Here is a 22,127-nt window from a genome sequence, read left to right as displayed (position 1 = left end):
CTGATAAGCGCAGCGCCATCAGGCGCTAACTGTTAAGGTGCAGGATAGGTATACACCTGATGCACCGCTTCAATCTCTGCCAGCACTTCCTCGCTCAACTCCAGATGCAGACTTTCAACGTTGGTTTTTAGCTGCTCCATGGTCGTGGCGCCCAGCAAAGTGCTGGCGACAAACGGCTGACGACGCACGAATGCCAGCGCCATTTGCGCAGGATCCAGATTATGGCGTTTCGCGATATCCACATAGGCCGCAACGGCTTTCTGCGTCTGCTCGCCGCTGTAGCGCGTGAAACGGCTAAACAGCGTATTGCGTGCACCGGCAGGTTTCGCGCCGTTCAGGTATTTCCCGGTTAATGTACCGAAGCCCAGGCAAGAGTAGGCCAGCAGTTCAACGCCTTCATACTGGCTCACTTCTGCCAGTCCAACCTCAAAGCTGCGGTTCAGCAGGCTGTAGGGGTTCTGGATGGTGGCGATGCGTGGCAGATCGTGTTTGTCCGCCAGGTGCAGATAGCGCATCACGCCAAAAGCTGTTTCATTAGAAACGCCGATGTAGCGAATTTTCCCGGCGCGCTGAAACTCTGCCAATGCGTCCAGCGTATCCAGCAGGGAAACGACCGGCGCGGAGTCTGTCCAGCTGTAGCCTAACTTACCAAAGCAGTTGGTCGGGCGCTGCGGCCAGTGAACCTGATACAGATCCAGGTAATCGGTTTGCAGTCTTTTCAGGCTGTCGTGCAGCGCTTCACGGATATTTTTACGATCCAGCGCCTGATTCGGGCGGATGCCGCTGTCGTTGTTGCGTGATGGTCCACTGACCTTAGAAGCGACGATCAGCTTTTCACGGCTGCCGTGTTTGGCGAGCCAGTTACCTACGTAGGTTTCGGTGAGACCCTGGGTTTCAGGACGCGGCGGTACCGGATACATCTCGGCAACGTCGATCAAATTAATGCCCTGTGCTACGGCATAATCGAGCTGTGCATGTGCGTCGGCTTCGCTGTTTTGTTCACCAAACGTCATTGTGCCCAGCCCCAGTGTACTGACTTCCAGCGAGCTGTGGGGTATACGGTGATATTGCATAGCCGTTTCCTTTTTATAATCACGACATAAGGATTATAAAAATGGCTGAGGGAAGCGAAAAAGGGAAGTAAAATTGTTAAGGCCAGCGCGCTGCTGACCTCAACCATCAGCGTTCAATGATTTGGGACACATCATCGCGGTTAATCTGCATCGCATTGCCCTGCTGGTCGTGATAGCTCACCAGACCGGTATCATCGTCAATTTCTGGTTTTCCATCGGTCAGGATCATTCGACCATCTTTTGTCGCCATTACATAATCGCTGCTGCATCCGGAAACGGCAAAAGCCAGTCCTACGGCGGAAATCAAAACTGCCCATTTTTTCATCTGCTTATCCTCACATGGCCTGCGTCTGACAATAGTTTAGTAATAACGCGAAGTTGTGCAGGGTGAAAGCAGTAAAATCTTAAACTGTGAGAAGGGGTAGGTGTGGTGGGCATTCGCTCCCCTTGCAGGGAGCGATGGATTTCATCAGAGCGGATTTTTTTTATTACGCCACAGGTTCAGGGTCTCTACCGCGATAGAGAAGAACATGGCGAAATAGATATATCCTTTCGGAACGTGGACGTCGAAACTTTCCAGAATCAGCGTAAAACCGACCAGAATCAGAAACGAGAGCGCCAGCATTTTTACTGAAGGGTGACGATCGACAAACTCACCAATTGGGCGAGCAGCAAACATCATCACGCCTACGGCAATCACTACTGCCGCCATCATGATAAACAGATGATCGGACAAACCAACCGCAGTAATCACGGAATCCAGGCTGAAGATAATGTCTAACAACATGATCTGCACAATCGCGCCCAGGAAAGAAGATACGCGGGTTTTTAACCCCTCTTCCTCACCTTCAATGGATTCGTGGATCTCCTTGCTGGCTTTCCAGATCAGGAACAATCCCCCCAGCAGAAGGATCAGGTCGCGTGCTGATATTGCCTCGCCAAACAACTCGAATAGCGGGTTTGTCAGTCGCGTTACCCAGGCGATAGAAGCCAGCAGAGCCAGACGCATGATCATCGCCGCCGCCAGCCCAATACGTCGGGCATGATTGCGTTGCGCTGTCGGGAGTTTGGCTACAACCAGAGAAAGGAAAATAATATTGTCGATCCCAAGAACGATCTCCAGCAGCGTCAGCGTACCGAGCGCAAGCCAGGCGTTAGGATCGGTTATCCATGCAAATAACATCGAACAAAGTCCTGCCAAAAAAAAGAAGCGGTAATTATAGGCTCGTAACGCGGCGGGTGAAAGGCCGGGCGGTGCCTATTGCGCCTGGAACAAGAAATGTCGCTCAAGCAATGCGCGGGTGAAGTTCTTTTTCAGGTAAAAGCCGCGTGGCAGGGTCAGGATGGGCTCGCCGTTGGCGCCAATGGCCTCGGTAAGCGCGCGGGCGTTGGCGGCTTTAGGACGCAGTTGCAGTACTTCCCCATGGCGAGCGGTGATGCGTTCGACATGACCTAACACAATCATGTCCATTAATTCTTCCCAGTCCAGACGCAATTGCTGGTCCTCTTCTTCATTCGGGCTCCACAGCAGGGGAGAGCCGACGCGGCGCTCAGCCAGCGGGATGCTGCGTTCGCCTTCTACCGGGATCCACAGAACGCGTTTGAGTTTGTGCCGTACATGGCTGGTTTCCCAGGTGACGCCGGTATTGCCGGTTAACGGTGCCACGCACACAAAGGTGGTTTCCAGCGGTCTGCCAAGACTGTCCACAGGGATCGTTTTCAGCTCCACGCCCAGCGCCGCAAAATCCTGCTCTGGTTTACTGCCCGCGCTGGCACCGAGCCAGATTTCCAGTAGCACGCCAATCCAGCCTTTATCGCGCTTAAGATCCTTCGGCGTAACGATTCCCGCCATTGCCGCTAATTCTCCTAACGCGTAGCCCGAAAGCTGTCGTGCCTGGCTCAGCAACTGGGCTTCAGATTCAGGGGGAGAAAGCAACGGACGGAGTTCTGGCATCGGGTTAACCCTTAGGTGAAAAAATAAGCAATGATTTTATACCGTGTGGACAGAGTTTATCTTTTTCCACATGCTTTATTCAATTATATGATTTATATTGGTTTTTAGATTCACGTTTGCAGAGTTGCGCAACAGCGAAGCGGGTTTTCCAATTCTGGTCACTGACAATGAACAGGATCTTACACCATGTTATCCACAGAAAGATGGGATAACTGTGAAAAACCCCCACTACTGTTTCAATTTACAGCCTTGACGTGCGACGAAAATCGAATTTTCACACAAATTGTGCCTAACTTATTGGCATAATCTGTGGATAAAACCGACGCTGGTCGATCTTTCATCAGCGTGAAGATCGTATGAGTGATGTACATCACATTTCTGTGTGTTTATCTGCGTGGATCAGTTTTAACTTTATGAATGTATAAGACTATTTTTACTCTGTGACGAATGTCTTATTCGGACTGTTCTGGGTTTTCCCATAGTAATTCCGTACTTCTTCACAACTATATCCACAGAAAAGGTGAATAAAATCGCCTTGCTTGCCCTTCTTCTGTTTATAACTCGGCCTTTAACTGTGAGTTATTCAATTGTTATTAGAATATCGCACCCTTAACAGAGTGGTTTACCGCCCCTCAGGAGTGTGAAACAATCGTTTGTATATAAGGTTTATGTTGAGGTAGTCCGGTGATTGATGACGATGGCTACCGCCCGAATGTAGGGATAGTAATTTGTAACCGCCAGGGGCAGGTCATGTGGGCCCGGCGATTTGGTCAGCACTCCTGGCAATTTCCACAAGGTGGGATCAACGCAGGAGAGACAGCAGAGCAGGCGATGTACCGGGAACTCTTTGAAGAAGTGGGTCTCAGTCGTAAAGATGTACGGATCCTTGCTTCTACTCGTAACTGGTTGCGTTACAAGTTACCGAAACGTTTGGTGCGTTGGGACACGAAGCCGGTTTGTATCGGCCAGAAACAAAAGTGGTTTCTTCTGCAATTGGTCAGCAGCGATGCTGAAATCAATATGCAAACCAGCAGTACACCTGAGTTCGACGGCTGGCGCTGGGTGAGTTACTGGTATCCGGTTCGACAGGTGGTGTCATTTAAACGCGATGTCTATCGCAGGGTGATGAAAGAATTCGCAAGTGTTGTCATGGCGCTTCAGGAGAGCACTCCTAAGCCGCAAAGTACACCTGCGTACAGACGTAAAAGAGGTTAAGCTACGCAAATTATGCTCACCCGCCTGCGCGAAATAGTCGAAAAGGTGGCCAGTGCTCCGCGTCTGAATGAAGCGCTCAATATACTGGTTACCGACATCTGTCTTGCGATGGATACAGAGGTCTGTTCGGTTTATCTGGCCGATCACGATCGACGTTGTTATTACCTCATGGCGACCCGGGGACTGAAAAAACCACGTGGTCGCACTGTCGCACTCGCGTTTGATGAAGGTATCGTTGGCCTGGTTGGCAGGCTGGCGGAACCTATCAACCTCGCCGATGCGCAAAAGCATCCCAGCTTTAAATACATACCTTCGGTAAAAGAAGAGCGTTTTCGTGCATTCTTAGGCGTACCGATCATTCAGCGTCGCCAGCTTTTAGGTGTGCTGGTGGTGCAGCAGCGTGAACTGCGTCAGTACGATGAAAGTGAAGAGTCTTTCCTCGTCACGCTCGCCACGCAAATGGCGGCCATACTTTCGCAGTCGCAACTAAACGCGCTGTTCGGTCAATACCGGCAAACGCGCATCCGTGCATTGCCTGCCGCCCCCGGCGTGGCAATAGCTGAAGGCTGGCAGGATGCGACGCTGCCGCTGATGGAGCAGGTCTATCAGGCTTCAACGCTGGATCCGGTGCTTGAGCGCGAGCGACTGACCGGTGCGTTGGAAGAGGCGGCGAACGAATTCCGCCGCTACAGCAAGCGTTTTACCGCTGGGGCGCAGAAAGAAACGGCGGCGATCTTTGATCTTTACTCGCACTTGCTTTCCGATACCCGTCTGCGCCGCGAACTGTTTGCGGAAGTGGATAACGGTTCAGTGGCCGAGTGGGCGGTTAAAACGATCATTGAAAAGTTTGCCGAACAATTTGCCGCGCTGAGCGATAACTACCTCAAAGAGCGGGCCGGAGATTTACGCGCGCTCGGCCAGCGTCTGCTGTTCCACCTTGACGACTCTATCCAGGGGCCGAATGCCTGGCCGGAACGCTTCGTACTGGTGGCGGATGAACTTTCGGCGACCACGCTGGCGGAGCTTCCTCAGGACCGGTTAGTCGGCGTGGTTGTCCGGGACGGCGCAGCCAACTCTCATGCGGCAATTATGGTTCGTGCGCTGGGTATCCCTACCGTTATGGGGGCCGATATCCAGCCGTCGGTGCTGCATCGCCGCACGCTGGTGGTGGACGGTTATCGCGGTGAACTGCTGGTCGATCCGGAACCGGTATTGATTCAGGAATACCAGCGTCTTATCAGTGAAGAAATTGAGCTGAGCCGCCTGGCGGAAGACGACGTCAACCAGCCAGCACAGTTGAAAAGCGGCGAGCGCGTGAAGGTGATGCTCAATGCGGGTCTCAGCCCGGAACATGAAGAAAAGCTGGGTAGCAGGATCGACGGTATTGGCCTGTATCGCACCGAAATCCCGTTCATGCTGCAAAGCGGTTTTCCTTCGGAAGAAGAACAGGTTGCGCAGTATCAGGGCATGCTGCAAATGTTTAACGACAAGCCGGTGACCCTACGTACGCTGGATGTCGGTGCCGATAAACAGCTGCCCTACATGCCGATCAGTGAAGAGAACCCGTGCCTTGGCTGGCGAGGGATCCGCATAACGCTCGATCAGCCAGAGATCTTTTTGATCCAGGTTCGCGCCATGCTGCGTGCCAACGCGGCAACCGGTAACCTCAGCATTTTGCTGCCGATGGTAACCAGCATTGATGAAGTGGACGAAGCGCGACGTTTGATTGAACGCGCCGGACGCGAAGTGGAGGAGATGATCGGTTACGAGATCCCGAAACCGCGTATTGGCATCATGCTGGAAGTTCCGTCGATGGTGTTCATGTTGCCGCATCTGACAAACCGGATTGACTTTATCTCGGTCGGAACCAACGATCTTACCCAGTACATACTGGCCGTCGATCGTAACAACACACGGGTAGCCAGCATTTATGACAGTCTGCATCCGGGGATGTTACGTGCGCTGGCGATGATTGCGCAGGAAGCCGAAAGAAGCGGTATCGATTTACGCCTGTGCGGTGAAATGGCGGGCGACCCGATGTGCGTGGCTATTCTGATCGGCCTGGGTTTCCGTCATTTGTCGATGAACGGTCGTTCTGTCGCTCGCGTAAAATATCTGCTGCGTCATATCGATTTTGATGAGGCGCAAACGCTGGCGCAGCGCAGCCTGGAAGCGCAGATGGCGGCTGAGGTACGCCATCAGGTAGCGGCCTTTATGGAGCGCCGCGGCATGGGGGGGTTGATTCGCGGGGGATTGTAGGCCTGATAAGCGTAGCGTCATCAGGCATTACGGGGTAAAGATTACTTATACAGATCTTTTACATCTTCCCGGCATCCGCTTCTAACCCCTTGTGCTATCATTCGCACCTTTGGAGCGCCTGCATTATGCAGGCGCGCTTATCAATTGCTGTCTGACTTCAGCGAAATAACAAGAACTTGTGGTGACAGATGACCAGTAGCTATCTGCATTTTCCGGATTTCGATCCGGTCATTTTCTCAATCGGACCCGTCGCGCTTCACTGGTACGGCTTAATGTATTTGGTGGGGTTTATTTTTGCGATGTGGCTGGCGACGCGCCGCGCTAATCGCCCGGGCAGTGGCTGGACCAAAAATGAAGTAGAAAACTTACTGTATGCGGGCTTCCTCGGGGTTTTCCTCGGTGGGCGTATTGGTTACGTACTGTTCTATAACTTCGAGTTATTCCTCGATAATCCCCTGTATCTGTTCCGCGTCTGGGACGGCGGTATGTCCTTCCACGGTGGACTTATCGGTGTGATCCTGGTGATGATTATCTTCGCCAAACGCACCAAACGTTCGTTCTTCCAGGTTTCTGATTTCATTGCCCCGCTGATTCCGTTTGGTCTGGGTGCAGGGCGTCTGGGTAACTTTATCAATGGTGAGCTGTGGGGACGCGTTGACCCGAACTTCAAGTACGCCATGCTGTTCCCGGGCTCCCGTACCGAAGATATTTTACTGCTGCAATCTAACCCGCAATGGCAGTCTATTTTTGATACCTACGGCTCGCTGCCGCGCCACGCCTCACAGCTTTATGAGATGGCGCTCGAGGGTGTTGTGCTGTTTATCATTCTCAACCTGTACATTCGTAAGCCGCGTCCAATGGGCTCGGTATCCGGTCTGTTCCTGATTGGTTATGGTGCGTTTCGTATTATCGTTGAATTCTTCCGCCAGCCGGATGCGCAGTTTACTGGCACCTGGGTACAGTACATCAGCATGGGGCAGATCCTCTCTATCCCGATGATTGTCGCAGGCATTATTATGATGGTTTGGGCGTACCGCCGCAGCCCACAGCAACACGTTTCCTGAGGAACCATGAAACAGTATTTAGAACTGATGCAAAAAGTGCTGGATGAAGGCACACAGAAAAACGACCGTACCGGAACCGGAACGCTTTCCATTTTTGGTCATCAGATGCGTTTTAATCTGCAGGAAGGGTTCCCGCTGGTTACGACGAAACGCTGCCATTTACGCTCGATCATTCATGAGCTGCTGTGGTTTTTGCAGGGCGACACTAACGTTGCCTACCTGCATGAAAACAACGTCTCAATCTGGGATGAATGGGCGGATGAAAACGGTAATTTAGGCCCGGTTTATGGTAAACAGTGGCGCGCGTGGCCTACGCCAGATGGTCGCCATATTGACCAGATCACCACCGTGTTAAACCAGCTTAAAAATGACCCGGACTCTCGCCGCATTATCGTTTCTGCATGGAACGTCGGTGAGCTGGATAAAATGGCGCTGGCACCGTGCCATGCGTTCTTCCAGTTTTACGTCGCGGATGGCAAGCTCTCCTGTCAGCTGTATCAGCGTTCGTGCGATGTGTTCCTCGGCCTGCCGTTTAACATTGCCAGCTACGCTTTGCTGGTACACATGATGGCGCAGCAGTGTGATCTGGAAGTGGGTGATTTTGTCTGGACCGGTGGCGACACGCACCTGTACAGCAATCATATGGATCAAACGCATCTGCAGCTTAGCCGTGAACCTCGCGCGTTGCCGAAACTGGTTATCAAACGTAAGCCTGAATCTATCTTTGACTATCGCTTCGAAGACTTCGAAATTGAAGGCTACGATCCGCACCCGGGTATTAAAGCGCCGGTGGCTATCTAACCAGCTTTATGCTGACACAACCGACGCCCGTGAGCGTCGGTTTTTTTTGTCTAAAATCACGTTATTCGGCCAACATTCCTGAAATAGTGCAACGGTCTGCAACGCGACGAATATTTCCCGTAGCTCGCCGTAGAAACCGAATTTCCCGCTCGTTATTCATTTTCCTCACGCCATACTGGCGACATGAAAAAACAACAAGGTTACACGCTTCTCGAAACCCTGATTGCGATGCTGATCGTCGCGGCGCTTGGTGCATCTGGGCTGTATGGTTGGCAGCGCTGGCAGCAGCAACAGCGGCTGTGGCAGACCGCCTGCCAGGTGCGGGACTACCTGCTGCAACTGCGTGAAGATGCTAACTGGCGCAATCGTGATCACGTCATCAACGTGCTCCGCGAAGGGGGGACATGGTGTCTGGCAAGCTCAGCGACATCACAAGCTTCGTGTCAGCCTGTTTCACCGTTGATATTTGCGCCACTCTGGGCTGATGTCGAAATGGCAGATATCACGCCTTCACTGGCTTTTTTTGGACTGCGCAATACGGCATGGGCCGGACATATACGCCTGAAAAATGCGGCAGGGGAATGGCGCGTGGTGGTGTCTGGCTGGGGGCGAATCAGGCTTTGTGAGCGCGATGAGGCCAGATTATGTCAGTAAACGAACGGGGATTTTCACTGCTGGAGGTGCTCATTGCCATGGCGATTAGCAGTATTTTATTACTTAGTTCAGCACGATTTTTACCGGCGCTACAGCGAGAGATTCTGCGTAACACGCGCCAGTTAGCGCTGGAAGATGAAATATGGCAGCGGGCCTACACCGTGGCGAAGCATCTTCAACGGGCGGGATATTGCCGAGGAAACTGTGTCGGAGAGGGACTGGTGATATCGGCTAAGGGGGACTGTGTCATTGCACGCTGGGATGCCAACGGCAACGGCGTTTGGGAGAGCAGTTCCGCGAAAGAGGCTGATGCTATCGGGTTTCGTTTACAGGACAAGGCATTGGAAACCCTGCGTGGAGCCACCGGCTGTACTGGAAAAGGATGGGAGAAAATGACCGATCAGACTACCATCCAGATTCAGGCATTCCAGGTTGAACGGCTGAATTTTAGCGGATATTCCCCGCTTCTTACGCTGCGTTTGCGTGGAGTGAGCAATGACGAACCACAAAAAGTTGTTGAAGCGGTCTACAGCGTTACGGGATTCAACCTGTGAACCGTGAGCGAGGCGTATCCTCTCTGGCAATGGTCCTGTTGCTGCTGGTGCTCGGTAGTCTGCTGCTGCAAGGCGTTAGCAGACAGGAGGCTAGTTTTGCTGCGCGTGTGTCCACACAAAGTCAGGCGCTGCAGCGTCAGGCGGTAGTGCAATCCGCGATGGAATGGGGGCGTATACAACCCTGGCGCTTACAACCCGTCGTACAGTGTCGGCGCGATCCCACGCAGAATGCCGCGGTTTGCCTGCGCCTGCTTACCAATAATTTCGTGCTGCTAATCGCCCACTATGAAGGAGTATTTTTATGGCGTCAGGGGGCGGTTATTGATGGCAACATAGAATTCTCGGCGCATGGCTGGAGCGATTTTTGTCCGCTTAAGGAGCAGACGTTATGCCAGATCCCCTGAACAGTCACCGTGGCTTTAGTCTGCCGGAAGTGATGCTGGCAATGGTACTGATGATCATGATTGTGACCGCGTTGTCAGGATACCAGCGGGTGCTAATGAACAGCTTTATTATCAGAAACCAGTATCAACAACTCTGGCGTCACGCCTGGCAGCAAAGCCAGCTGTACCAGTTTTCATCGCCTGTGAACTGGCAGGTTAACCGAATGCAGACAACGAGAGCGGGATGTGTCAGCATCAACGTCATAATTTCTTCACCCCTCGGCAGGCAGGGTCAGATGACGCGTCTGCATTGCCCGAATCGTCTGTAGTCAGGAGTCGCTATGTTAAGGGTCTACCACTCCAACCGTCTGGATGTGCTGGAAGCGTTAATGGAGTTTATCGTTGAGCGCGAGCGGCTGGACGACCCCTTTGAACCTGAGATGATCCTGGTTCAAAGTACCGGTATGGCGCAGTGGTTACAAATGACTCTTGCACAGAAGTTTAGTATTGCCGCCAATATCGATTTTCCGCTGCCCGCGAGTTTTATCTGGGATATGTTTGTGCGCGTGCTGCCGGATATCCCGAAAGAGAGCGCGTTCAGCAAACAGAGCATGAGCTGGAAGTTGATGACGCTGTTGCCGCAATTACTGGATGGCGATGACTTTGCATTGCTGCGCCACTATCTGACGGACGACACCGATAAACGTAAGCTTTTTCAGCTTTCCTCGCGCGCGGCTGACCTTTTCGACCAGTATTTAGTCTACCGCCCTGACTGGTTGACCCAGTGGGAAGCGGGGCGACTGGTTGAGGGACTCGGCGAGTCTCAGGCCTGGCAGGCACCGTTGTGGAAAGCGCTGGTGGAATACACCGCGGAGTTGGGCCAGCCGCGTTGGCATCGTGCCAATTTATACCAACGATTTATTCAGACGTTGGAAAACGCGTCCGAGTGCCCGCAGGGACTGCCTTCTCGCGTCTTTATTTGCGGCATTTCGGCGCTGCCGCCGGTTTATTTGCAGGCATTGCAAGCGCTGGGTAAGCACATCGATATTCATCTGCTGTTTACCAACCCTTGTCGCTACTACTGGGGAGATATTAAAGATCCTGCCTGGCTGGCGAAGCTTATGGCGCGTCAGCGTCGGCACAGCTTTGAAGAACGGCACCTGCCGCTGTTTCGTGATAACCAGAAAGCCGAAGGATTATTTAACAGCGATGGGGAACAGGATGTGGGCAACCCGATGCTGGCCTCGTGGGGCAAGCTGGGGCGTGATTACATTTATTTGCTTTCGGAGCTGGAAAATAGTCAGGAACTGGATGCGTTTGTCGACATTACGCCTGACAACCTTTTGCATAATATTCAATCGGATATTCTGGAACTCGAAAGCCATGCCGTGGCGGGCGTCACGCTGGAAGAATATTCCCGTAGTGACAATAAACGCCGGCTTGATCTGAACGATACCAGCGTGACTTTCCATGTCTGCCATAGCCCACAGCGCGAGGTGGAAATTCTGCATGACCGGCTGTTGGCCATGCTGGAAGCGGACCCAACGCTGACGCCGCGCGATATTATCGTGATGGTGGCGGACATCGACAGCTACAGCCCATTCATTCAGTCGGTCTTTGGCAGTGCACCAGCCGAGCGTTACTTACCTTATGCGATTTCCGACCGTCGGGCACGCCAGTCCCATCCCGTCTTACAGGCTTTTATTAGTCTGCTGTCTCTACCGGATAGCCGTTTTGTCTCAGAGGATGTCCTGGCGTTACTGGATGTCCCCGTGCTGGCGGCGCGTTTCAACATTGATGAAGAAGGGTTGCGCTATCTTCGCTTATGGGTCAATGAATCCGGGATTCGTTGGGGAATTGACGACGATAACGTGCGTGAACTGGAACTTCCGCCTACAGGTCAGCATACCTGGCAATTTGGTTTAACGCGTATGCTGCTCGGCTACGCGATGGAAAGCGCGCAGGGCGAGTGGCAATCGGTATTGCCTTACGATGAGTCCAGCGGTTTGATTGCCGAGCTGGTAGGACATCTGGCCTCGTTGCTGATGCAGCTTAATCTCTGGCGTAGAGGGTTAGCGCAGGAACGACCGCTGGAAGAGTGGCTACCTGTTTGTCGGGAAATGCTTAATGATTTCTTCCTGCCGGACGCGGATACCGAAGCGGCGATGACGCTGATTGAACAGCAGTGGCAGGCTATTATCACTGAAGGTTTAGGGGCCGAGTACGGCGATGCTATACCGCTCTCTCTGTTACGTGATGAGCTGGCCCAGCGCCTTGATCAGGAACGCATCAGCCAGCGCTTCCTGGCGGGTCCCGTTAACATTTGTACGCTGATGCCGATGCGCTCCATTCCGTTCAAAGTGGTGTGCCTGCTGGGTATGAACGATGGCGTTTATCCACGCCAGCTTGCGCCGCTGGGCTTTGATTTAATGAGTCAAAAACCGATGCGGGGCGATCGCAGCCGTCGTGATGATGACCGCTATCTGTTCCTCGAAGCATTGATTTCGGCACAGCAGACGCTCTACATCAGCTACATTGGCCGCTCTATCCAGGATAACAGCGAGCGCTTCCCGTCGGTGCTGGTGCAAGAACTGATGGACTACATTGGGCAAAGCCATTATCTGCCGGGTGACGAATTGTTGACCTGCGATCAAAGCGAGACAAGGGTAAAAGCGCACATTACCCGTTTGCATACCCGTATGCCCTTTGATGCGCAAAACTATCTACCAGGCGAACAGCAAAGCTATGCCCGGGAATGGCTACCTGCGGCGAGCCTGTCAGGAAAAGCGCACACGGATTTTGTGCAGCCTCTTCCTTTTGAAATGCCAGAAACGCTAACGCTGGAAACACTGCAGCGATTTTGGGCACATCCGGTACGCGCCTTTTTCCAGATGCGTCTGAGGGTCAACTTCCGTTCTGAAGAGAGTGAGATCCCGGACACGGAGCCTTTCACCCTTGAAGGATTAACCCGCTATCAGCTTAATCAGCAATTGCTTAATACACTGGTTGAAGAGAACGACGCTGAACGACTGTTCCGCCGTTTTCGTGCGGCGGGCACGCTACCCTATGGGCCGTTTGGCGAAATTCTGTGGGATACGCAGCGTCAGGAGATGCAGTCGCTGGCTGAGCGTATTATCGCCTGTCGTCAGCCCTGTCAGAGCATGGAAATCGATCTTAACTGTAACGGCGTACAAATCACCGGTTGGTTGCCGCAGGTACAAGAGGACGGTTTGTTGCGCTGGCGCCCATCTTTGATCAGCATTGCGCAGGGCGTGCAACTTTGGCTGGAACATCTTGTCTATTGTGCGAGTGGCGGTACGGGAGAGAGCCGATTATTCCTGCGTAAAGACGGGGAATGGCGTTTTCCGCCGCTGGATGCAGAACAGGCGTTGCTGTATCTGTCGCAACTCATTGAGGGGTATCGGGAAGGCATGTCGTCACCATTGCTGGTATTGCCCGAAAGCGGCGGTGCATGGATAAAAACCTGTTATGACGCCGCAAATGATGCCATGTTAGATGACGATGCAACGTTGCAAAAAGCGCGCAGTAAGTTTCTGCAAGCCTATGAAGGCAACATGATAGTACGTGGCGAAGGTGATGATATCTGGTATCAGCGTCTTTGGCGTCAACTGGATGCTGATACGCTGGAGACTATTGTTTTACAGTCTCAACGCTACCTGTTACCGATTTTTCGCTTCAATCAGTCATGATGGCTGTATAAAAATTGCGCAATTCGATAGCTTCCACTATGATGCGCATTCTGTCACGGACTGATTCTTACAAAGAGAAGATGCTGGCTCGTTCAGCACATAGTCTTGCCCTGTTCAGACCATGTATTTATGCGTGGTTTGTAGTGAACAGGTGAATACGTTAATGATGAGGTTTGTGAATGCCCCGCAGCACCTGGTTCAGCGCATTACTGTTGTTCGTCGCCCTTTGGGTTCCCGTAAGTCAGGCAGATACCGGTTGGCAGCCTTTAGCTGAAACCATCCGTAAAAGCGATAAAGATACCCGCCAGTATCAGGCCGTGCGCCTTGATAACGGCATGGTTGTGCTGCTGGTATCCGATCCTCAGGCCGTGAAATCCCTTTCTGCACTGGTAGTTCCCGTGGGCTCGCTGGAAGATCCGGACGATCATCAGGGGCTGGCGCACTATCTCGAACACATGTGCCTGATGGGCTCGAAAAAATACCCGCAGCCGGACAGCCTGGCTGAATTTCTGAAAATGCACGGCGGTAGCCACAATGCCAGCACTGCGCCTTATCGTACGGCCTTCTATCTTGAAGTCGAAAACGACGCGTTGGTGGGGGCGGTGGATCGCCTGGCGGATGCTATTGCCGATCCATTGTTGGATAAAAAATATGCCGACCGTGAGCGTAACGCGGTTAACTCCGAGCTGACGCTGGCGCGTACCCGAGACGGGATGCGTATGGCGCAGGTGAGCGCTGAGACTATCAACCCGGCGCACCCTGGCTCGCGTTTCTCTGGCGGGAATCTAGAGACATTAAGCGACAAACCGGGCAACCCGGTGGTACAGGCGTTACAAAAATTTCATGAAAAGTACTACTCCGCGAACCTGATGAAGGCGGTGATTTATAGCAATAAACCGCTGCCAGAGCTGGCGCGGATAGCGGCTGACACCTTTGGGCGCGTGCCGAACAGAAATATCGAAAAGCCTGAAATTACCGTACCGGTCGTCACTGATGCGCAAAAGGGCATCATCATCCACTATGTTCCGGCAATGCCGCGTAAAGTATTGCGCGTCGAGTTTCGTATTGATAACAACAGCGCGCAGTTCCGCAGTAAAACCGATGAGCTGGTGACCTACCTGATTGGCAATCGTAGTCCGGGCACATTGTCTGACTGGCTGCAAAAGCAGGGCTTGGTTGAAGGTATTCGCGCAGACTCCGATCCGGTGGTCAACGGGAACAGCGGCGTGTTAGCCATTTCCGCGACGTTAACCGACAAGGGGCTGGCGAATCGCGATGAAGTTGTCGCGGCAATCTTTAGCTACCTCAATTTGTTACGCGAGAAAGGCGTCGATAAACGCTATTTTGACGAGCTGGCGCATGTGCTGGATCTCGATTTCCGTTATCCCTCCATCACCCGTGATATGGACTACGTGGAATGGCTGGCTGATACCATGATCCGCGTTCCCGTCGAGCATACGCTGGATGCGGTGAATATTGCTGACCAGTACGATGCGAAAGCTGTTGAGCAACGTCTGGCAATGATGACGCCGCAGAATGCACGTATCTGGTATATCAGCGCGAAAGAGCCGCATAATAAAACCGCTTATTTTGTCGATGCGCCTTACCAGGTGGATAAAATCAGCGACAAAACCTTTGCCGACTGGCAGCAAAAAGCACAGGGCATTGCGCTGTCGTTACCGGAGGTGAACCCCTACATTCCGGATGATTTCACGCTGATTAAGACGGATAAAAAATATGCTCATCCGGAGCTGATTGTTGATGAGCCGGATTTACGCGTGGTGTATGCCCCGAGCCAGTACTTTGCCAGCGAGCCGAAGGCTGACGTCAGCGTGATCCTGCGTAACCCGAAAGCCATGGACAGCGCCCGCAACCAGGTCTTATTCGCACTTAACGATTACCTGGCGGGGATTGCGCTCGATCAGTTAAGTAACCAGGCATCGGTAGGTGGAATTGGTTTCTCTACCAACGCTAACAATGGGTTGATGCTTAACGCCAACGGCTACACCCAACGTTTGCCGCAGCTTTTTCAGGCGCTGCTGAGCGGCTATTTCAGCTATACCTCAACGGATGAACAACTGGAACAGGCGAAATCCTGGTATGCCCAGATGATGGATTCCGCAGAAAAGGGTAAAGCCTACGATCAGGCTATTATGCCGGTGCAGATGCTTTCTCAGGTGCCTTATTTTTCACGTGATGAGCGCCGTCAGTTGCTGCCTTCCATCACCCTGAAAGAGGTGATGACCTACCGCGACGCCTTAAAAACCGGGGCGCGACCTGAATTCCTGGTCATTGGCAATATGAGCGAAGCTCAGACAACGAGCATGGCGTGGGATATCCAAAAACAGCTTGGTGCGAACGGGTCACAGTGGTGTCGCAACAAAGATGTGGTGGTGGACAAGAAGCAGTCCGTCATCTTTGAAAAAGCAGGCAGCAGCACGGATTCAGCATTGGCGGCGGTATTTGTGCCAACCGGATACGATGAATACGCCAGTTCAGCCTACAGCGCCATGTTGGGGCAGATTGTTCAGCCGTGGTTCTACAATCAACTGCGTACTGAAGAACAGTTAGGTTACGCCGTATTTGCTTTCCCGATGAGCGTTGGCCGTCAGTGGGGAATGGGGTTCCTGCTGCAAAGCAGTGATAAGCAGCCGTCTTACCTCTGGGAGCGTTATAAAGCGTTCTTCCCGACGGCGGAAGCGAAGCTGCGGGCGATGAAACCTGAAGAGTTCGCGCAAATTCAGCAGGCGATTATTGCGCAAATGCTGCAGGCGCCGCAAACGCTGGGGGCAGAAGCCTCACAGTTAAGCAAAGATTTTGATCGCGGCAATATGCACTTCGATTCACGTGATAAAATAGTGGCTCAGATTAAACTGCTGACGCCGCAAAAACTTGCCGACTTCTTCCATCAGGCGGTGGTTGAGCCGCAAGGCATGGCGATATTGTCACAGGTTTCCGGCAGTCAGAACGGGCAAGCAGAATATGTGCACCCGGAAGGCTGGAAAGTGTGGCAGACCGTCAGCGCGTTGCAGCAAACCTTACCCCTGATGAGTGATAAGAATGAATGATGCCGCTGAGTCCCTTGATCCACTGCGTTTGCCCCTGACGGGCGAGCGTCTGATTGAAGCCTCTGCGGGCACCGGTAAAACCTTTACCATCGCCGCCCTGTATTTACGTTTACTGCTTGGACTGGGCGGCTCTGCCGCCTTTCCTCGTCCTCTGACCGTCGAAGAACTGCTGGTAGTCACCTTCACTGAGGCGGCTACCGAAGAGTTGCGCGGTCGAATTCGTAGCAACATTCATGAACTGCGAATTGCCTGCCTGCGTGAAACCACCGACAACCCGCTATATGCCCGTTTGTTAGATGAAATTGCCGATAAAAAACAGGCTGCTCAGTGGCTGTTATTGGCTGAAAGACAGATGGATGAAGCGGCGGTGTTTACCATCCACGGTTTTTGTCAGCGTATGCTCAGCCTTAACGCCTTTGAGTCTGGCATGTTGTTCGAACAGCAACTGATAGAGGATGAATCGCTGCTGCGCTATCAGGCCTGCGCGGACTTCTGGCGTCGGCACTGCTACCCGTTGCCCCGCGACATTGCGCAGGTGGTTTTTGAAACGTGGAAAGGGCCGCAGGCGCTGCTGAGAGATATCGATCGCTATCTGCAAGGGGAAGCACCGGTTATCAAGGCTCCTCCGCCCGATGACGAAACGCTGGCCTCCCGGCATGAACAAATTCTTGCACGCATTAACCAGATCAAGCAGCAATGGCGTGATTCTGTTGATGAGCTGGATGGTCTGCTGGAAGCCTCCGGGATCGATCGGCGTAAATTTAATCGCGCTAACCAGGGTAAGTGGATCGAAAAGATCAGCGCATGGGCGCAGGAAGAAACCCAAAGCTATCAGTTGCCTGATGCGTTGGAGAAATTCTCCCAGCGCTTTTTAGAAGAGCGAACCAAAGCGGGCGGGATAACTCCTCAGCACCCGCTTTTCGTCGCTATTGATGAACTGCTTAGCGAACCGTTAACCCTGCGCGATCTGGTGATCACCCGGGCGCTGGCGGAGATCCGCGCGGCGGTTGCCGAGGAGAAACGCCGCCGCGGCGAGCTGGGTTTTGACGATATGCTCAGCCGTCTGGATGCAGCGTTGCGCAGTGAAAGCGGCGATGCGCTGGCGACGGCTATTCGCACCCGTTTTCCGGTTGCCATGATCGATGAATTCCAGGATACCGATCCGCAGCAGTACCGTATTTTTCGTCGGATCTGGCAGCATCAGCCGGATACCGCACTTCTGCTGATTGGCGATCCAAAACAGGCGATTTACGCGTTTCGCGGTGCGGATATCTTCACCTATATGAAGGCGCGCAGCGAAGTCAGCGCACACTATACGCTTGATACCAACTGGCGTTCGGCCCCTGGCATGGTCAATAGCGTGAATACGCTTTTCAGCCAGATGGACGACGCCTTTATGTTCCGCGAAATCCCCTTCAGCCCGGTAAAATTCGCAGAAAAAAACCAGTCGCTTCAGTTTGTTTTACACGGTGAAACGCAGCCAGCCATGAGTATGTGGCTGATGGAAGGGGAAAGCTGTGGCGTAGGCGACTATCAGAACTACATGGCGCAGGTGTGCGCCACGCAAATTCGCGACTGGCTTAAGGCCGGACATTCTGGCGCTGCGCAACTGGTCAGTGGCAAAGCATCCAGCCCGGTACGCGCGTCGGACATCAGCGTACTGGTACGTAGCCGCCAGGAAGCGGCGCTGGTCCGCGATGCGCTGACGCAACTGGCCATTCCCTCCGTCTACCTCTCTAACCGTGACAGCGTATTTGAAACGCTGGAAGCGCAGGAGTTGCTGTGGGTGCTGCAGGCGGTGATGACGCCGGAGCGTGAGAACACGCTGCGTAGCGCGCTGGCGACCTCAATGATGGGGCTGAATGCGCAGGATCTTGAAGCGTTAAATAACGACGAAAATGCCTGGGATGCGGTGGTCGAGGAGTTCGATGGTTATCGTCAGATCTGGCATAAACGCGGCGTGATGCCGATGCTGCGCGCGCTGATGGCTGCCCGCCAGATTGCGGAGAACCTGCTGGCGACGGCGGGGGGCGAACGTCGACTGACCGACATTTTACATATCAGCGAACTGTTGCAGGAAGCGGGCTCGCAGCTGGAAAGCGAGCATGCGCTGGTGCGCTGGTTGTCCCAGCATATTCTTGAACCCGACAGCAATGCGTCCAGTCAGCAGCTCAGGCTCGAAAGCGACAAGCATTTGGTTAAAATCGTCACCATCCATAAATCGAAAGGGCTGGAATATCCGCTGGTCTGGCTGCCATTTATCACCAATTTCCGCGTCCAGGATCAGGCTTTCTACCACGATCGCAGCTCCTTTGAAGCGGTGCTGGATCTCAGCGATGCCGAGGAGAGCGTTGAGCTGGCAGAAGCGGAACGTCTGGCGGAAGACCTGCGTTTGCTGTATGTCGCGCTAACCCGTTCGGTATGGCACTGCAGCCTTGGCGTTGCGCCGTTGGTACGACGTCGGGGCGATAAAAAAGGGGATACCGATGTGCATCAGAGCGCCCTTGGTCGCCTGTTGCAAAAAGGCGAGCCGATGGATGCCGCGGGTCTGCGTGGCGCGATTGAAGCGCTGTGCTGCGACGATATTGCCTGCCAGATTCCCGCGCAGCCTGACGGCGAACCCTGGCAGGTTGCGCAGTCTGTTAGCAGTGAACTGAGTGCAAAAATACTGCAGCGTACGCCCGGCGATAGCTGGCGCGTGACCAGTTATTCCGGTCTGCAACAGCGTGGACATGGTATTGCGCAGGATCTGATCCCTCGACTGGATATCGATGCCGCAGGCGTCGGTGAGGTTATTGAAGAATCAGGACTCACACCGCATCAGTTCCCGCGCGGCGCTTCGCCGGGTACGTTCTTGCATAGCCTGTTTGAAAATCTCGATTTTACGCAACCGGTGGATCCGCATTGGGTCGAGGAGCAACTGGCGTTGGGCGGTTATGACGCGCACTGGACGCCGGTTTTGACCGAATGGCTGGACGCCATTTTGCAGGCGCCTCTCAACGAGACGGGCGTGAGTTTGAGCCAGCTTTCCGCGCGAGAAAAACAGGTGGAGATGGAGTTTTATCTGCCGATTTCGCAGCCGCTGATGGCCAACCAACTTGATGCGTTGATTCGTCAGTACGATCCGCTCTCGGCGGGGTGCCCTGCGTTGGACTTTATGCAGGTGCGCGGCATGCTAAAAGGCTTTATTGACCTGGTATTCCGCCATCAGGGGCGCTATTACCTGCTCGATTACAAATCGAACTGGCTGGGTGAAGACAGCTCCGCCTATACGCAGCAAGCGATGGCCTCTGCCATGCAGGCGCATCGCTACGACCTGCAGTATCAACTTTATACCCTGGCGCTGCATCGCTACTTGCGCCATCGCATTGCTGATTACGATTATGAACGCCATTTTGGCGGAGTTATCTATCTCTTCCTGCGTGGCGTTGACCGTGAAAATCCGCAGCAGGGAATTTATGCGACCCGACCTGACGGAGAGTTAATCGCTTTGATGGACGAGTTGTTTGCCGGTGTGCCGCTGGAGGAGATGTCATGACAATCCAGAAACGATTACTGGAAGCCGTTGAGCAAAAGCAGCTCCGCCCTCTGGATGCCCAGTTCGCGCTGGCGGTTGCCGGAAATGATAACCCTGCCGTTGCGCTGGCAGCGGCGTTGCTCAGCCGTGAAGCAGGAGAAGGGCACGTCTGCTTACCGCTTTCGCGTCTATCCCGAAGTGAGGACGCCCATCCTCTGTTAAGCGCCTGGCTCGCTGAAGCGGGAGAGCCCGAAGACTGGGCGGAATGCCTGCTGGCCTCCGGGGCGGTAAGCCGTGGCGAGCAGCCCACACCGCTGGTGCTGTACGGCGATCGTTTGTATCTGAACCGGATGTGGCATAACGAACGCGCGGTGGCGCGCTTTTTCGGTGAAGTTAACTACGCCATTGAGGTGGATGAACAACGGCTGACCCACACGCTGGCAGCGCTGTTTCCGCCCGTTGAAGGCGTTAACTGGCAAAAAGTGGCCGCTGCTGTCGCGCTCACCCGGCGTATATCGGTGATCTCCGGCGGACCGGGGACCGGAAAAACAACAACGGTGGCGAGGCTTCTGGCGGCGTTGATTCAGATGGCGGACGGTGAACGCTGTCGTATTCGCCTGGCGGCGCCCACGGGAAAAGCAGCAGCACGTCTGACCGCCTCGCTGGGCGCGGCGTTGCGTGAACTGCCGCTGACCGATGAGCAAAAGAAGCGCATTCCCGATGATGCCAGTACGCTGCATCGATTATTAGGCGCTCAGCCTGGTAGCCAACGCTTGCGGCATCATGCAGGAAACCCGCTGCATCTTGACGTGCTGGTAGTGGATGAAGCCTCGATGATCGATTTGCCGATGATGTCGCGCCTTATCGATGCGCTACCGCCACACGGGCGGGTGATTTTTCTGGGCGATCGCGACCAGCTCGCTTCTGTTGAAGCGGGGGCGGTACTGGGGGATATCTGTGCTTTCGTCGGTGATGGTTTTACCCCAGAGCGTGCCCGCCAGCTTAGTCGTCTGACTGAAACCACTATTCCGGCTGGTTCGGGAACTCAGGCGGCTGCTCTGCGCGACAGTTTGTGCCTGCTGCAAAAGAGCTACCGTTTCGGTAGCGATTCCGGAATCGGTCAGTTGGCTGCGGCGATTAATCGTGGTGACAAAGCCGCGATAAAAACGGTCTTCCAGCAGGGATTTGGCGACATCGAAAAACGCGCTCTGCACAGCAGCGAAGATTACGCTGCGATGCTGGAGGAAGCGCTGGCTGGTTATGGTCACTATCTGGATTTACTGCGCGAGCGCGCCGAGCCGGATGCTGTCATTCAGGCCTTCAATGAGTATCAGCTATTGTGTGCCCTGCGGGAAGGACCGTTTGGCGTGGGTGGTTTGAATGAACGCATTGAGCAGGTGATGGCGCAAAAACGCAAAATTCACCGTTCGACGCATAGCCGCTGGTATGAGGGAAGGCCAGTGATGATCGCGCGCAATGACAGTTCGCTGGGATTATTTAACGGTGATATTGGCATTGCCCTGGATCGTGGGCAGGGTCTGAGGGTGTGGTTTGCGCTGCCGGGCGGTTCTATCAAATCGGTCCAGCCCAGCCGCTTGCCTGAACATGAAACCACCTGGGCAATGACGGTGCACAAATCGCAGGGATCTGAGTTTGACCACGCGGCGTTGATTTTACCCAACCAGCATTCACCTGTGGTGACTCGCGAGCTGGTCTATACCGCCGTTACCCGCGCGCGCCGTCGTTTGTCGCTGTATGCTGATGAGCGGATATTGAGTGGCGCCATTGCCACCCGAACCGAACGCCGCAGCGGATTGTCGGCGTTGTTTAATGATGGCATGATGTAGGCCGGATAAGCGTCAGCGCCATCCGGCT

Annotated in this window: 16 protein-coding genes; 12 read left to right on the top strand and 4 right to left on the bottom strand. The window is 53.8% G+C overall.

The window, feature by feature from the left end; all coding sequences use genetic code 11:
- Positions 1–32: 32 nt before the first annotated feature.
- The 4 genes from G4551_RS19060 to mutH all read right to left on the bottom strand — a co-directional run bounded on the left by G4551_RS19060 (position 33) and on the right by mutH (position 3,027).
- Positions 33–1,073, bottom strand: coding sequence for an NADP(H)-dependent aldo-keto reductase (locus G4551_RS19060; protein WP_003033954.1), 1,041 nt, complete (start codon positions 1,071–1,073; stop codon positions 33–35).
- A gap of 106 nt (positions 1,074–1,179) precedes the next feature.
- Positions 1,180–1,398: a lipoprotein YgdR gene (ygdR, locus tag G4551_RS19055; protein WP_000758660.1), complete on the bottom strand. Its 219-nt coding sequence runs from the start codon at positions 1,396–1,398 to the stop codon at positions 1,180–1,182.
- Positions 1,399–1,542: 144 nt separating this feature from the next.
- On the bottom strand, positions 1,543–2,256 hold the full coding sequence (locus tag G4551_RS19050) for a TerC family protein (protein WP_003033961.1): 714 nt from the start codon (positions 2,254–2,256) through the stop codon (positions 1,543–1,545).
- A gap of 75 nt (positions 2,257–2,331) precedes the next feature.
- Positions 2,332–3,027 (bottom strand): DNA mismatch repair endonuclease MutH, encoded by a 696-nt coding sequence (gene mutH, locus G4551_RS19045; RefSeq protein WP_003840955.1) that lies wholly within the window; start codon positions 3,025–3,027, stop codon positions 2,332–2,334.
- Between the two features lie 684 nt (positions 3,028–3,711).
- Here mutH and rppH point away from each other — a divergent pair.
- The 12 genes from rppH to recD all read left to right on the top strand — a co-directional run bounded on the left by rppH (position 3,712) and on the right by recD (position 22,099).
- Positions 3,712–4,242, top strand: a complete 531-nt coding sequence (gene rppH / locus G4551_RS19040; protein ID WP_003033982.1) for an RNA pyrophosphohydrolase — start codon at positions 3,712–3,714, stop codon at positions 4,240–4,242.
- Between the two features lie 12 nt (positions 4,243–4,254).
- Positions 4,255–6,501 carry a phosphoenolpyruvate--protein phosphotransferase gene (ptsP, locus tag G4551_RS19035; protein WP_003033984.1) on the top strand — a complete coding sequence of 749 codons (2,247 nt, stop codon included), beginning with the start codon at positions 4,255–4,257 and terminating at the stop codon, positions 6,499–6,501.
- A gap of 188 nt (positions 6,502–6,689) precedes the next feature.
- Positions 6,690–7,565: a prolipoprotein diacylglyceryl transferase gene (gene lgt, locus G4551_RS19030; RefSeq protein WP_003033987.1), complete on the top strand. Its 876-nt coding sequence runs from the start codon at positions 6,690–6,692 to the stop codon at positions 7,563–7,565.
- Positions 7,566–7,571: 6 nt separating this feature from the next.
- On the top strand, positions 7,572–8,366 hold the full coding sequence (gene thyA / locus G4551_RS19025) for a thymidylate synthase (RefSeq protein WP_003033990.1): 795 nt from the start codon (positions 7,572–7,574) through the stop codon (positions 8,364–8,366).
- 183 nt (positions 8,367–8,549) lie between these two features.
- Positions 8,550–9,020, top strand: coding sequence for a prepilin peptidase-dependent protein (locus tag G4551_RS19020; RefSeq protein ID WP_003033993.1), 471 nt, complete (start codon positions 8,550–8,552; stop codon positions 9,018–9,020).
- Positions 9,011–9,574, top strand: coding sequence for a prepilin peptidase-dependent protein (locus tag G4551_RS19015; protein WP_003840950.1), 564 nt, complete (start codon positions 9,011–9,013; stop codon positions 9,572–9,574). Before G4551_RS19020 ends, G4551_RS19015 begins: the two co-directional genes overlap by 10 nt.
- The gene (locus G4551_RS19010; RefSeq protein ID WP_003840948.1) at positions 9,571–9,978 is read left to right on the top strand and encodes a DUF2509 family protein; all 408 of its coding nucleotides are present in this window, start codon (positions 9,571–9,573) and stop codon (positions 9,976–9,978) included. The genes G4551_RS19015 and G4551_RS19010 overlap by 4 nt, the downstream gene beginning before the upstream one ends.
- Positions 9,963–10,286: a prepilin-type N-terminal cleavage/methylation domain-containing protein gene (locus tag G4551_RS19005; RefSeq protein ID WP_003840946.1), complete on the top strand. Its 324-nt coding sequence runs from the start codon at positions 9,963–9,965 to the stop codon at positions 10,284–10,286. The genes G4551_RS19010 and G4551_RS19005 overlap by 16 nt, the downstream gene beginning before the upstream one ends.
- A gap of 12 nt (positions 10,287–10,298) precedes the next feature.
- A complete protein-coding gene (gene recC, locus G4551_RS19000) occupies positions 10,299–13,667 on the top strand; it encodes an exodeoxyribonuclease V subunit gamma (protein WP_003840945.1) in 3,369 nt (1,122 codons plus the stop codon).
- A 179-nt stretch (positions 13,668–13,846) separates the two neighbouring features.
- Entirely contained in the window at positions 13,847–16,735 is a 2,889-nt protein-coding gene (gene ptrA / locus G4551_RS18995; RefSeq protein ID WP_003840943.1) for a pitrilysin, read from the top strand.
- Positions 16,728–20,273, top strand: a complete 3,546-nt coding sequence (recB, locus tag G4551_RS18990) for an exodeoxyribonuclease V subunit beta (protein WP_003840940.1) — start codon at positions 16,728–16,730, stop codon at positions 20,271–20,273. The genes ptrA and recB overlap by 8 nt, the downstream gene beginning before the upstream one ends.
- On the top strand, positions 20,270–22,099 hold the full coding sequence (recD, locus tag G4551_RS18985; protein ID WP_003034009.1) for an exodeoxyribonuclease V subunit alpha: 1,830 nt from the start codon (positions 20,270–20,272) through the stop codon (positions 22,097–22,099). The genes recB and recD overlap by 4 nt, the downstream gene beginning before the upstream one ends.
- The last annotated feature ends 28 nt before the right edge of the window (positions 22,100–22,127 follow it).

This window comes from Citrobacter freundii ATCC 8090 = MTCC 1658 = NBRC 12681 (genome assembly GCF_011064845.1).
In the GTDB taxonomy this organism is placed as follows: domain Bacteria; phylum Pseudomonadota; class Gammaproteobacteria; order Enterobacterales; family Enterobacteriaceae; genus Citrobacter; species Citrobacter freundii.
The sequence above is the reverse complement of the archived record's forward strand: the minus strand, read 5'-3'. Positions and strand labels throughout refer to the sequence as shown.